The following is a 14,597-nucleotide window of genomic DNA, read 5'->3' as shown; positions in this document are numbered from 1 at the left end:
ATATAACTTCCACCCCTTTGATTGCTTTAATTGCAAGCTTATTTTTGCTCTCTCATTTTTGTACAGACAAAGAAAATTCATATGACTTGAAGAAATGTGCACTATTGATAGAATATTTTTTTAAGTTCGTATATACCATCGTATACCAACTCCACAGAAGCGGCAAAGATGGACAAAAATACATATTTATCAGACAAAACTGCACTATTCGACATTTTACATCAAAAAAAATATACTAATCCGCAATTCCCGTTGTAGCTTTTAAGCTAACTCTTATAGCCTTCATTTCATTTTTCCCTCAACACTTATAGACATAAACGAATATCAGGAGGTAAATAGCCAAATTGCCAATTACCTCCTAATACCCTTTATTGACGATTATTTCTTATCAAAATAACCAGAAACTCTCTCCGGACTCAGCATCTGCCAAAGAGATGCAACAGTCCAGCCGGGAGCAAAAATATCATTGTAAAAACCTTTGCCATTTTTCCCGTAATCCCAATGAGTATGTTGTACAACTTCGGGATAATAGCCAACCTTACCTATATCGAACATATGTCCCTCTACAGGCATTAATTGCAGCATAGAGCTTTTTATAACAGACGAAAATTCAGAGAAACGAGGCTCTTTCCGTTCCACTGCCAGCCAATCGAGAATAGTGGCAAATTCAAAGATAAATACATCGATATGGTTATTCTCTACTGAAACATTACCCCAGCCTCTCGACTTGAAACCTACATCACCCAGCATTTGTCCCTGGGCAAACGGCACATCCCACATGTAGTACCACGAAAGGCAGAAGTAAGCCGACTCCTTACACAGGTCGATATAGTGTTCGCGCTCTTTCCCTTTAGTTACAAAAGACAGATAATACATAGCTGTAGAAGCATAAAGCGAGGCTTCTTTATCTTCACAGTTAGCATCGAGTGTGGATGAAAAATAATCCGATTTGGAGATTAATTCTTTTTCGAGATAGACAGCGGTTTTCCGCGCACTTTCCAGATAGTTGTTATCCTTGAAATAGCTATAAGCCATAGTCAGTGGCAATGTTGCCGATGGTGTACTCCCTCCCGAGGCATCTGTAATATTAAAATTATCATTAAACTTACGCGGAAAACTTCCGTCTGCTCCTTGCAGTTTAAGGAAATTCCCCAGTATGTTTTTAATCCGGCTCTCCCACTCAGGGTGCGAACGTCCTTTTTTCTTCTCGTATCGGAGATAGTTCAGAATAGAGAACACTCCTTCCGACTGGCGGCGAATACTGTAAACATTAGGCTCGTCATTATGTGTATAGTCTACAAATTCGCGGAAGAACCCATTGGGAGTAAACCCGTTTGTCAAATAACTATTAAGTACTGCATTCGCCTTCTGTACTAAATCGGGGCGATTATTCTGTTCTCCATATTCCAATGCATTGAATGCATTAATCAGAACACGTCCCACAAATCCGACTTCTGCAGACCCTGTGCTTTTGCAATCATCGGTACGTAGATGTACACCGGAAAAATATTTCAGGTCATACTTATCCACGTAACTCTCTGAAAAGAAATTGGTCATTACCTTTTTTGCCGACTCCGCATTATAACCGGTTTCAACTGTCTGAGGCTTGAATCTGTCATATGAATACGCCCATACATCGGAGACGAAAGCAGAATAATCTTTCACATTTCCTTTTCTTACTTCCCATACAAGATCGCGCGTTTCACCTTTTTCCAGTTTTTCGAAAGCCTGTACAGGTGGGATCAATGTGAGTTTGCGGACATATGCCTTTGGCGCTTCGTGATAAGGAAAGCCAAATACCAAAGTCGAATTCTCGTCAATATTCCGGAAACCTGTATAACCAATTGAAGTTTTCCCTGACAAGATGACCTCTCCCGAAGCATGTTGAGCAATAGTCTCGTCCGCAAACTCATCGATCCTCAATATAGTATAGTAATCGCCTGATTTTTCATTATAGATTCCTGTTAGAGGAGTACTCAGCCGATCCTCCCTTACCTGCCAGCTATCGCTCGTATGGAAAGACGGGGCTTCCTTAGGGGAGCGCATATTGCGGTGATACCAGAATCCCGGCATATAGAACTGGCAATCGCTATGTTTCATTTCAGGGAGCAGATATGCCTGGCTAAAATTGTAATAAGCCCTTTCTTTTGCTTTAATGCTAACTGTGATACGGACCATATCGCCATCTGATGTTAGTTTCCTACTTATCTGCAAAGGCAAATCCGATTCCGACTCCAAATTACCATTATTATCGGCAGTCAGCTTATATGTTACTGATTTATTGCCGGGAACCTTTATCGAAATATTACTTGACAACTGTTTGTCTATAGAATTCGCATTTAGGCAAAGAACAGATGCTATAGCAGTAATAAACAATAATACTTTCTTCTTCATATTTTAGTATAATTTATTTGTAAAGTGAATCAGCGGTTAAAACAGTTAACAATTTTCAGCTAACAATAAAACCTCGTTTAGTTGTAACTTTTTCAAAAAAGTAACAAAAGTAACAGTTATTTCACCCGCTGGTGCAGACTTGAATCTGTGCCTTGCCCAATAGAGCTAAAGGCCTTACCACGCAACACACAGGCTGGAAATCTGCACAAGTTCTAGTATGTAAATGTAACAGTTATTTCAGTTAGCAATTAGCACTTATTGGTCAACAGCTAGCAGTTATTAGTCAACAACGATATTTCATAACCTAATTGCCTCCTGTTTTGAGCTATCAAGTAAAAAAGGTAACAAAAGTAACACGGAAAACAATTAATAATTAAGAATAAAAAATTAACAATTAACTTGTCATACAGAGCAGAGCGAAATATCCCGTCAGTGAATAGTCGTCAGTTAACAACTTGTATCTCGTACCTCTTTACTTATTACTTAAAACTTACTACTTGTTAAAAGGTAACAAAGGTAACACCTTTTGCATGTTATCTTCGTTGTTACCTTTTCATCCGACACACGCTTGTTATCTGCTATGTATAGATAAAATCACATAAAAAAGTTACAGTTATTCTCAACTATTGATTCACATTAAATACTTCTCAACTTTTAACTTCTTATTCCAGTTCTTTTATTTTTATATTCTTAAAGAATACCTCATCGCCATGATCCTGCAATAAGATATTGCCTTCGGTAAGATTTCCGAAATTCGGCCAGTTCTTATATTTACTATAAGCAACAAGAGCATTAAACATCTGGCTATTGCGTTCATATTCCACGACCTTCACCCCGTTTAACCAATGTTCTACTTTATTACCTTTCACAATTACTGTTGCCGTATTAAAGTCATTTATATCAAACTTAAATGAAGCGCCTCTTTGCGATGGTATAAGGTCATACAATGAACCCAGTGTTCTGTTACCTTTTACCCCTAGCTTAGCATCCGGATGATTATCGTCATCTAATATCTGGAATTCACAACCAATAGCAGACCCTTCACCTTTATTCAGGTCAGAATCAACAAAATATTTTACGCCGCTGTTTGCCCCCTTGGTAATCTTGAAATCAACTTTCAGTATAAAATTCTTATATTTTCTTACAGTAACGATATCCCCTCCATTAGCAGCCTCAGCACCGCCACTCTTATGAACCCGGAGTACGCCATCTTTTATACTCCATCCTTTTTGAGGAAAAGCATCGAGTTTAGCTCCTCTCCAGCCATCGGTGGTTTTTCCATCCCATAGCAATTTCCATCCTTCGCGTATTTCTGTTTCGGTCAGTACATTCGGTTTCTCATTCTGAGCCAACAGGCTAATAGTAAATAAAGAGACTGATATCAGTAATAATAATTTTTTCATGTCTTTAATATTTTAAATAATAGATAGAATTTAATGATGTATTCGTATTATAATTAAGTCTTGTTGTTTTGCTTACTTAAGTAATAAACAAGTCTGAAACCCTGATTATACTTTATAAAAGTCCTCCCAACCCTTACGAGGCGGCACTCCTGCCAGCATATCATTTGCGAACGCATTATTGGTGACAACTTTCGTATTCCGGTCAAATTTGATCGGAACATTCAGCCTCTGAGCCATTACCCCTAATGAGAATACCTGGCTAAGCGGACCGAATACTTCGAATGGTGAGCGTGTTTTCTCTTTACCCTGACAGGCCAAAAGGAAATTAGCAAAGTGATTCGATGTACTCTCAGGTACTTCAGGCAATCTCGAAGCCATTTCTTTAGCCTTCTCTTCGGGTATGATAGATAATGTACTACCGTGCGAACCCCCTTTGAAAATCAAGTCTTTCGAATAGATTATTTTTCCGGGATTCAGTTTTCTCGCTTCCATTTTACCACCGGCTACAGTCGGTATATTAGGGTCTAATTCGGAGGCCCCATATCCATTCGGTAATTTTGGCTGATTATTTATACCATCGTACCATGTAATATCTAACGGCGGCATATCGCCACGTCGTGGAAAACGGAACTGTATGGTGGAAGACATCGGGAAGAAATAATCGTTATGTCCTTCCAGCATCACCGGATTGATTTCGTAAGGCAATCCGAGATCAAGAAATTCATGTACCGTATCTAAGATATGTGCACCCCAGTCGCCTAACGCACCCATACCGAAATCGTACCAGCAGCGCCAGTTCCCATAATGATACTTATCGCTGTAGTCGTGATAAGGGATAGCCATCAGCCATGTATTCCAGTCCATACCTTGCGGTATCGGCTGCCCTTCAGGTAATTTATAAATATTTGTATCCCAGCCGTGCCATCTGCGGGGAGAATTCATATGAGCCACCACTTCAGTCACATCCTTTATGATACCTGCTTCTTTCCAAGCCTTAAACTGGAAATAATTTGCTTCGGAATGTCCCTGATTACCTACCTGCGTAACTACATTCGGATATTTCTTAGCGGCCTGCATCATCAATTCAGCTTCGTAGAAGGTACGTCCCATCGGTTTCTCTACATATACATGCTTTCCGTAGGCCATAGCCATCATACAGATAGGAAAATGGGAGTGATCCGGAGTACCTACCGATACTGCCTCTATCTCATTACCCATCTTGTCGAACATTTCCCGGAAATCTTTGAACCGTTTCGCTTTAGGAAACTTACCCATGATTTCCTGAGTATGTTTAGCCCCCATATCCACATCACACAGGGCGACTACATTTGCCAAACCTGTTTTCTCAAATTCCTTGATTATATCGCTGCCACGATATCCGATACCGACGCAGGCAAGATTGATTTTTCCGTTCGCACCATTCACCCGTTTCAGGCTATCCTCGCTCAAAGCGCTCACAGAACCGATACTGCTTATAGCAAGTCCTGCGGTGGCTATTCCCGCCTTCTTTAGAAAATTTCTTCGTGTTACCATTTTTATCTTATTTTCTTATATTTCTTTTCAATAATAATTATCAGAAAGTATATGTTGTTGCTTCAAAGTGCTTCAAAATTTCATGTTTATTTTCAGGTTCTGCAGCAAATAATGCCGTAGATAAAGCCTCCCCCTCAGTGGCAGTATCCGTTATTACGGAAACACCCTTTATTCCCTCTATATATTGTCCCGTGTATGGAGACTTTATATGTTTACGTCCGTAATACTGATTTCCTGATGTTGTAAGACACTTGTCCCTGAGCACTATTTCTTTCAGATGCTCCGGTATTGCCGGAAAGTCGATACCGATTTTCCAACCTTCTCCTACAGGATGATTACCTAATGCCAGCACAGAACTGTTTCCCATATTTACAAGGGCATTTTCCACACCGTTTTCCTGAAGTATATCCCTTATCTTATCTAAGGAATATCCTTTAATAAAACCTGAAAGGTCTAATCTTACACCCTCCTTTCCCAGAGTTATTGCCGAATCCTCTTCCGAAAAGTGGACATATTGAAGAGTATCTATTGTATGTTTATCGGAATTCACAGAAATATCGAAGTAACCTCCTGATAGCTTATGATAACCGACGCACATCTTTATCATCCTAAACAAATCCTTATTTACGATTACCGGTGCATTGCAACCGGACGTATTTATTGCAGCTAATTCACTCAATGGGTCAAAATAATTACCCATTTTTTCAAAGTCCTTCAACCGCCAGTATATAGTTTCTATTATTTCTTTCGATTTCCCTTCCTTTTTGTCGCAAAGTATAATATCTACCCTTGTATTCATACAACTAAACCAGGAGTAGACAACATCCTTGTCTATCCCGATTTGTTTAGATATGAATTGTACAGGCAGCATATTCTTAATATTATTTTTTCGAATTAAATAAACTCCTTAATACATAAAATAGGATACGGACAGCACTCCACGAAAAATATAAAGCCAGAGATGCTATAAATACATATCCCAACGATGTCAGAAGTTCCATAAAAGATGTATTATCATACGTGATAACGGCATACAGATTTGCCAGATTAGCTATAAGGAAGCAAACCAGCCACGTAATTATTTCTGTTTCTTTTCGCTTTGCTGTTATAGTAGTATTCTTCATGATGTATGGCATTAAATATTTACTTATTGCGGCGATGATTTAAATAATCGAGTTTGAATTCATCCGGAAAAGTCAGCATTTCACCTCTTTCGAGAGCCATATCACCCAATAGCGTAAGGGCACTTGCATAATATCCTTCCTCAGCAACGCGGGCCGGCTGTTTTTCTGTTATTACAGCTTCCACAAAGGCATTCATCATAAGGTCTGTGCCGTCTCCCTTGGGTTTATCTCCCAGTATATATTCACCTGTATTTTCTTTTGCTGTCTCAGGAGCCCAGCTTGTTCCGGCAAACGGTAATGTATCGAACAAACTATTTTCAATATCATTTATCATCCGGAGGAAACCCGGTGCAGGAGCAACACTTTCGAAATAATATTTACCTTTTTCCGGCTCAATAGTCCCCAGATGCCCGAGTATCTGCTCTTCCAGTCCGTAAAACTGGTTTGAAATAACCGAATCGAATGTCAGTTTAACTCCATTGTCAAAAACATAAATGCAACTTACATTGTCATAAACTTCCCTCCCGTCTTTCCAATAAGTGATAGCACCATGCCCCATTACTTTATTGGGTATGGACTGTAAAGCCCAGCTACCTATCTGCAGTTGGTGGCAGGCCAATTCAGTCATCAAACCTTTCGAGTATTCACGGTAAAGACGCCAGTTAATCTGCCGTTCCAGCTCCGGGGACGGTACATTTCTTCGCCAGTCGCCATTGCGGAACCAGAATGTCCTGATAGCCTCTATTTCTCCAAAAGTACCGGCATGCACCATTTCCATCGCCTTTATATACCGTGGGTCGAAAAGTCGCTGCTGACCGGAGAAAAATATCCTGCCGGAAGACTTATGTCTATCATACATCGCCAGACATTCTTCTATTGTAAAGCCGATGGACTTTTCGCAGAAAACATGTTTCCCCGCATCAAATGCATCCAGTGCTATCTGGCAATGGGTATTGAGTGGTGTAGCAATAACAATGGCATCTATACTCTTATCTTCGAGCATACGGCGATAATCTGTATAAGTTTTGGCTTTAGGCACCATTTTTAAAGCCTCATCCAGCGATGGCTGATATATATCACATAAAGCGACTATATCTGCTTTCGGATTATTGACCAAAAAACTCATCAGATGGCGTCCGCGCGAACCAGGCCCTACTATCCCCACCTTTATAACAGACTTTTCAGTATGTTTCACCTCTGAGAATACAGAGAGCCAGGGACTGGATACAAACAAAGCTGATGCTCCTGCCATACCCATCTTTTTTAAGAAATATCGCCTGTCTAAAGAAATATCTTCCATAAGATTTATTTTAATCAGTAATAGACAGACAATATTCCGATGCCTGCCTATTACCATTAATGATTTCTATATCAATAACTAAATCATTTTCTTTTTACATCATCACTGGCTAAGCCATATGCGCACCACATAAGCGCAGCTTGTCCATGCATATCTCCGATCAGGCGTTTGCGATTGATATAATGATTATAGTCATTTTTTGTGCCGGTACCTTCACATACATTCCTTAGGTTATAATCTTCATTCAGGTATGTAAGTAATGCTAGCCAGCCTTTACGTGCTGCTGCCCCATATGTTTTCTTATCCAGCCAGCCATTTTTTACACCTACAATCATTGCATATGTAAACATTGCCGTACCGGATGTTTCTCTCCACGAGTTAGGATCGTCGATAAGTTGTCCCCACATACCATCATATCCCTGGTATCGCAATAGGGTTTTCATCATCTTTTTATAAGCTTCTTTTATTTTCTCATTATGAGGATTATCCTTGGGAAGTATCCTTAACAACTCTGCCATTCCCACAGCCATCCAGCCATTCCCGCGTCCCCAGAAGAAAGGAGCTTCCGGTGCATGATAGAACAGTCCGTTTTCGCGTTGTATACGATCAAGATATAAAACCATCTCATTGGCTGATCTATCTATATATTTTTTATCTCCTGTAACCAGATACGCCTGATCCTGAACTGCTGTTATCATAAACATGTCGTCGATCCAGAGGCGGGTTTGCCAAGAGTAACCTTTATCGTGCCATTCTTTTTCATAATCTTTAGGATTCTCCGGCAATATCCATTGACCGTCTGCATATTTCATCCCAAGATCGAAGTATTTCTGTTCTTTTTTCTTCTTATATATCTCTAGCGGTACAGCCCCAAATACATACCAGTCTACAACATTATGCGCGGTAGGGCGCAGAGTGGGTAAAAAATCCTTTTCGGTGGTGAATAACGGATCGAATCTGTCGACCAGTTTGTTGTACAGGTTTTCATCTTTTACAGATTGGGTAAACCATAAAGCCCCAAGCCATGCGCACACATCAGGATAGGTCACAAATGTTACTTTATGTTCAGAATTGATGTTACCCCAATGTGAATGCGGTGTCTGCAGGTATCTCTCTGTAAGCTTTTTACCGATAAATTCAGGTTCACACCCTTCAGGAAAATTTTTCAAATCATAGCTTTGGGCAAATGATAGTTGAGTAGAGAAAACAAATAATAATACAAATATTTTTTTATACATAAAGCTCTTTTTTGTTTTTTAAATAAACTAATACTATTAACCGGCTAAATTGCAATTTCACCGGTTAATAGCATTTAGGTACACAGACTCTAATTTACTCTGTTTTATATTCGTCTGCTACAGCATCTTCCCAGTTATCCCATTTAGGCGCATTAGGATCATAGCCGCTATAGCCATAATTTTGTGCCAGTTGCCCTTTATTGTTGGCAGTAATTTCCTTATTAGGAATCGGCCAATAAATATTTTTCTTATCCATGGTATAGTTAGGATTGCTATTGCCTGTGGCATCAATAGATATAGGACCCTTATTATACATACTGTAGTGATTGATACGTTGATACCAATAGCTACCACCGCTAGCATCCGTACCACTTTGCTTGTCGAAGGTATCCAACTTATATGTGTTACCCCATTCGTCAGGTTTACCACTGCGGGCAAGGCATAGGGACACACGGGTCAACTCCACGTTGCGCCATTCTTCCCAATACAATTCGCGGGCACGTTCGTTTATAATGTCCCCGATAGTAACAGCACTATTGTAAAGTTCGGAACATTTTGCTCTTTTTCTCACTTCATTCACGTCATCTTTTGCTGTTGCATCACCTAAGTAGAACTTAGCTTCTGCACGCAGTAAATATGCTTCTGCCAAGCGATAAAGATACCAATCTGCATTACCGCCATTAGTAGCACCTCTCAACCCGTCAGAACCACTAACGTTAGCATCATTCACAGGGTCATCCAAATATAGTTTGTAGTGAGGAACATCGAACCAGCGACGAATAGTGTCACTGCATAAGAGTTTTCCGGCATCATCGAAAAGTGTAACAGGGTTTCCAAACTCGGAGGACGCTTTATTATTGACACGATAATCTTCCATGCGTACCCAGTTGCCTACTTCCGAACTATGACGCAAGTCTGTTGCATCCATTTTTCCGTTAACCTTCCAGAGGGTATGCGTAGAAAAATAAGTAGGGCGAAATGTGGCAATACCGCGACCAAATGCGCGCATATAATCATACTTTGAATTATAATCACCGCTATTACGTCTTATGTTCATCAATGCCTGTTTCCCATCTTTTGTTTTTACACGGCCATCGAAAAGGAACGGATACAAAATACGCATAGTAAGCATCTTCACAAATGACTCTGCATCAGAACCGCGATTAGGCATCCCCATAATAACTTCTTTATTAGCTCCGATAAGTTTATTTTCCGGGCGATGCATATCCCAGATTACATTACGGGTAATAGGCCAGGTCAAAGGTTCTCCGCCATCGTTGAATGTACCAAAATTATCCTGCATAAGCGAATAGCCGGAACTTTCAATTAATATATCTGTCTGATCTTTGGCCTTTTTAAATTCGCCTAATGCCAAATAGCATTTGGCTAGCAACATACGGCAAGCTCCTTTATTTACCATGCCGATCAGGGACATATCTTTTTGATCAGGTACCCATTCCACAGCAAATTCCATATCCTTAGTTATCATTTCCAATATGGCATCGCGTTTAGTACTGCGATAATTCTGTTTTGGTACTTCCACTACTCTTGTAACAAGAGGTACATCACCGTATTGAAATATCAACGCCATGTAACGAAAGGCACGATGGAAATATCCTCTACCTTTATACATATTCTTTGTTTTTTCGTCCAAAGATTCAACTCCGTCTACATACTGAATAACGGTATTAGCATACATGACACCCTTATATGTGTCTTCCCAAAAGGAATAGATACTATTCGTCCTGTCAAGATTATTCGTAGTATTTTCATCACTGATAGGTGTAAGCATATTGGCAACATCACACAGCATAGATCGTTTGTCTGTAGCTGCAGCAACCATCATGTCGGAAAAAATATACTCTGTTCCCAGTGTAAGCATTTCGTTATGGTCAGTCATCCAGTATAATTTGAGATGGCGGTCGCATATGGCCATTGCCGATTTCAGACCCGACTCGGTAGTAAAAGTGGCTCCGGGCTCGTAAAACGACAGTGGATCGGAATCCAAGAAGTCTTTTGAACATCCGTTAAATAAGATCATACCACCCATAAATATGGCAATATATATATGATTTATTTTATGAATTATTTTTTTCATTTTTTTCTGCTATTAGAGGTTAAAACGTAAAATTCAATCCCAAAGTGTAAACACGCGAAGCCCAACTTCCTGTTTCAGGATCGCCGTACTCCCAATCTTTAGCCCATGTGGCTACGTTGCGAACAGATGCATAAACCTTTACACGTTCTAAAGCATATTTAGAAGTCCATTTTTTAGGGATAGTATATCCGACTGAAATATTTTCGAGGCGGATAAAAGAACGATCGTACAGCATTTGCGCACCTTCAGCGCCTGTAGGTCCTTTAGCTTCAATACGTCCATATTTGTTAGTTGGATTGTCTAAAGTCCAGTATTTTTTCGCAGGTAAATTTGCCAAAGCGTAAGCCATACGTCCACCATCATCATCATTGTTAAGGTAGTTACCTGACAAACTTTTGTGTCCCATATAAGAATAGATGTTGAAAGAAACACTAAAGTCTTTCCATAATGTAAACTCGTTGCGTAAAGACCAGTGGAACGGGGGGGAAGTTTGTCCGAGAAATTCTTTATCGTTATCGTTATATACAGGCGTAACAGAGCCATCAGCATTTACTATATCGTCGGCAGTATAGCTGTTTGCCACTTTGGGATCGCCCGGCTTTTGTCCATATCTTGCAGCCTCTTCTACCTCATCTTTCTGCCAGATTCCGGTAACGCGATAATCCCAAATTTCACTAATAGCCTTTCCTATAAACCATTTGTTTGTTTTATCATCTGCTTCCTTCGATCCTATCACATTTCCTTCCGCATCCAAGACGTCTTCACGTCGGTAGTCGGTATGCTTAATAACATTCTTATTATACGAAAAGCCCAGTGTAGTGGTCCACTTAAAATTTTCATTATCAATATTAAGGGTGTTAACCGAAATCTCGACTCCGCTATTGTCTACCTGTCCTAGATTGGTTGTAATATAAGGAAATGCGGTAAGTACCAAAAGGCGTTGCCTCATAATCATATCAGTGGTTTGCATGTTATAATATTCGAGAGTACCTGATATCCGATCATTCAGGAATCCAAAATCAAGTCCAAAGTTCCACGATGCGGTTTTTTCCCATTGTAGATTCGGATTTGCCATGCGGTCAGCCATCAGGTAACGTAATTGATCCAGCTCTCCATTAGCGTTGATATAACCTTGCGTTTTTCCGGCTCCTTCATAAAGATTGGCCAGTGCCTGATAAGGGTCGCTCAGCGATCGGTTACCATTTTTACCATAAGACATACGCAACTTACCGTTATTCATAATGTTGCTCCATTTGAAGAACTTTTCGTTTGTGAATGTCCAGGCTGTTCCTATAGATGGAAAAGTAGCATACTTATTAGAGGCACCAAATCCTGAATACCCATCTCTGCGAACAGTTCCGGTGAGCATATAGCGGTCATCATAGGAATAAAACAAACGCGCAAACAATGCGTCAGCCGTTTGGTGTCCATCACTAGACGAATAACTGCTGTTCTCTTTGGTACCATTCTTAGTATTGTGGAATCCCAAGGCATCTGAAGGCAGAATATTGCGGGCTTCGATACGGTCTTTCCATGATTGTTGTTCTTCAGCTTCTTGTACGAGTGTGAGTATCACATGATGTTTTTGATTAAAAGTGTAATCCCAAGTAATGTTATTATTGAGTGACCAGTCGAAACGTTTGGTCTGCTCACGGTTTGCACCGCGCGACTTAGGATCCGAACCCGGCAGATCTGCCGACATAAAATAACGATCGTAAAAAAACTGATAGCGCGGCGAAGCATTGAACGAATAAGTAATATTAAAAGGTAACTTTATTTTTGCATTGAAAATACTGTTGAGAGTAGTATAACCTTTCTCCAATTCTAAATATTGTTTCTGAAAGTCATAATTGTACCCCCTTTGGCTATATTCCGAACTGAGAGGATACTGCACAGGATTTCCATACTCGTCAGCATAATCAGCATAAGGGCTATTTCGTAATGTTTGATCTTGATCCATATCAATATTCCCATCAGAACGATCCTGAAAATTCACATTAGCTCCGATTTCGAACCAGTTAGTTATCTTCGTATCAACCTTCATATTAGCTCGTACAGACGTATATCCATCACTTCGTATTATTCCCTCATTCTTCAGATATCCCATTGAAAAATAATAGTTTGCCTTTTCTCCGGCTCCACTTACACTAGCATTATAGTCTTGATTGAATCCTGTACGAAAGGTATGTTTAGCCCAATCTACAGTTCTACCTGCAAGATAATTTTCTAACGCATTACCTGAAAATCCTAATCGTTTAGCCCATATACTCAGATCAGACTCTCCATCATCGTTAGATGTATAGCCTCTCCAGCTATCTAGAGAAACACCTGATGGGAGCTGATCAGGACGAGTGAAATATCCTGATTTATCAGCATAAACACCTGACTGGTATGCTTCATAGTCTCCAGTTTGAGGATTCACTCCGTAAGTATTCTTTGTATACCAATCCTGACGATGTTGCATATAATCTCCTGTACCAAATCGTTCACGATAGTCACTTCTGTCCGAAAGGCCAAAGTTAGCGCTGACGTTTATAACAGGCTTTCCTTGCTTCCCTTTTTTGGTAGTAATAATAATTACTCCACTTGCCGCTTTAGAACCATAAACGGCGGCGGCTGAAGCATCTTTGAGTATATCTATCTGAGCAATATCATCAGGATTAATTTCAGATAATTCACCATAGAATTGCATTCCATCCAGAATAAGTAGAGGATTATTATGCCCTCCATCTGTATAAAGAGAACGCTGTCCACGGATTTCCATATTGCCTCCACCTTTGGCTGACGCGTCATAGCCGACCTGCAACCCCGGTGTACCGCGTAAGATATCCTGAACAGTTTTAGGGTTTTCCATAGCAAGATTATCAGGTCGGATTTGGATGACGGACCCCGTCAGGTCCTTTTTTCTCATAGTACCATATCCTACTACTACAACTTCTTCAAGATTAAGAGCACCTTCACTCATTACTATTTCATAATTGGAACTCTCTGTTATTTCCAGCTCCTGAGTAGTATATCCAATATAAGAAATTACAAGCGTACCTTTAGAAGGGACACTCAGCTTAAACTTACCGTCCACATCCGTCATAGTTCCCAGAGTAGTGCCTTTTACCGCAACTGTGGCTCCAATTACAGGCTCTCGCTGATCATCCAGCACTTTCCCTGTAATATTTTTATTACTCGTCTGCGCATTCAGATGAATGCATAAAAACATGCTGTATAGAATCAGCATACAAAATCTAATTTTTGAAATCATACAATACAGATTTATGGTTTAACTATTTACAATTGATATATTTCATAGGTATAAATAATTGGGTTTCGTTAGGTATAATAGATTTATCTCTAATTATTAATCCTCAAATTATCAGAAAGATTAATTGAACGAATTCATTAATCCCTGTCATTTCATTGATTTTCCATAGGCATAAACTTTGGGGTTATCTAATTAATTTTTAAGTATATAAATAGATGATTTTCATCTTTATTTCATGATACTATGATTAC

Annotated in this window: 8 protein-coding genes and 1 pseudogene; all 9 read right to left on the bottom strand. The window is 39.8% G+C overall.

Translation table 11 applies throughout. The annotated features are described in order from the left end of the window. Window positions 1-378: 378 nt before the first annotated feature. Window positions 379-2,394, bottom strand: coding sequence for a hypothetical protein (locus tag QZL88_RS15795; protein WP_296942681.1), 2,016 nt, complete (start codon window positions 2,392-2,394; stop codon window positions 379-381). Between the two features lie 662 nt (window positions 2,395-3,056). Then, window positions 3,057-3,707 (bottom strand): annotated as a pseudogene (locus tag QZL88_RS15790) (DUF1080 domain-containing protein); the annotation flags it as partial. Window positions 3,708-3,902: 195 nt separating this feature from the next. Further along, window positions 3,903-5,330: a Gfo/Idh/MocA family oxidoreductase gene (locus QZL88_RS15785; protein WP_296942679.1), complete on the bottom strand. Its 1,428-nt coding sequence runs from the start codon at window positions 5,328-5,330 to the stop codon at window positions 3,903-3,905. Window positions 5,331-5,370: 40 nt separating this feature from the next. Then, window positions 5,371-6,201 (bottom strand): FAD:protein FMN transferase, encoded by an 831-nt coding sequence (locus QZL88_RS15780; RefSeq protein WP_296942677.1) that lies wholly within the window; start codon window positions 6,199-6,201, stop codon window positions 5,371-5,373. A 10-nt stretch (window positions 6,202-6,211) separates the two neighbouring features. After that, complete coding sequence (locus QZL88_RS15775) at window positions 6,212-6,454, bottom strand: hypothetical protein (RefSeq protein WP_296942675.1); 243 nt, start codon at window positions 6,452-6,454, stop codon at window positions 6,212-6,214. Between the two features lie 19 nt (window positions 6,455-6,473). Continuing rightward, on the bottom strand, window positions 6,474-7,754 hold the full coding sequence (locus QZL88_RS15770) for a Gfo/Idh/MocA family oxidoreductase (RefSeq protein WP_296942672.1): 1,281 nt from the start codon (window positions 7,752-7,754) through the stop codon (window positions 6,474-6,476). A gap of 83 nt (window positions 7,755-7,837) precedes the next feature. Next, window positions 7,838-8,992 (bottom strand): glycoside hydrolase family 88 protein, encoded by a 1,155-nt coding sequence (locus tag QZL88_RS15765; protein WP_296942670.1) that lies wholly within the window; start codon window positions 8,990-8,992, stop codon window positions 7,838-7,840. A 94-nt stretch (window positions 8,993-9,086) separates the two neighbouring features. Next, entirely contained in the window at window positions 9,087-11,090 is a 2,004-nt protein-coding gene (locus tag QZL88_RS15760) for a RagB/SusD family nutrient uptake outer membrane protein (RefSeq protein ID WP_296942668.1), read from the bottom strand. Between the two features lie 19 nt (window positions 11,091-11,109). Further along, window positions 11,110-14,322, bottom strand: a complete 3,213-nt coding sequence (locus QZL88_RS15755) for a SusC/RagA family TonB-linked outer membrane protein (protein WP_296942666.1) — start codon at window positions 14,320-14,322, stop codon at window positions 11,110-11,112. Between the last annotated feature and the right edge of the window lie 275 nt (window positions 14,323-14,597).

The organism is uncultured Dysgonomonas sp. (assembly GCF_900079725.1).
In the GTDB taxonomy this organism is placed as follows: Bacteria; Bacteroidota; Bacteroidia; order Bacteroidales; family Dysgonomonadaceae; genus Dysgonomonas.
The sequence above is the reverse complement of the archived record's forward strand: the minus strand, read 5'-3'. Positions and strand labels throughout refer to the sequence as shown.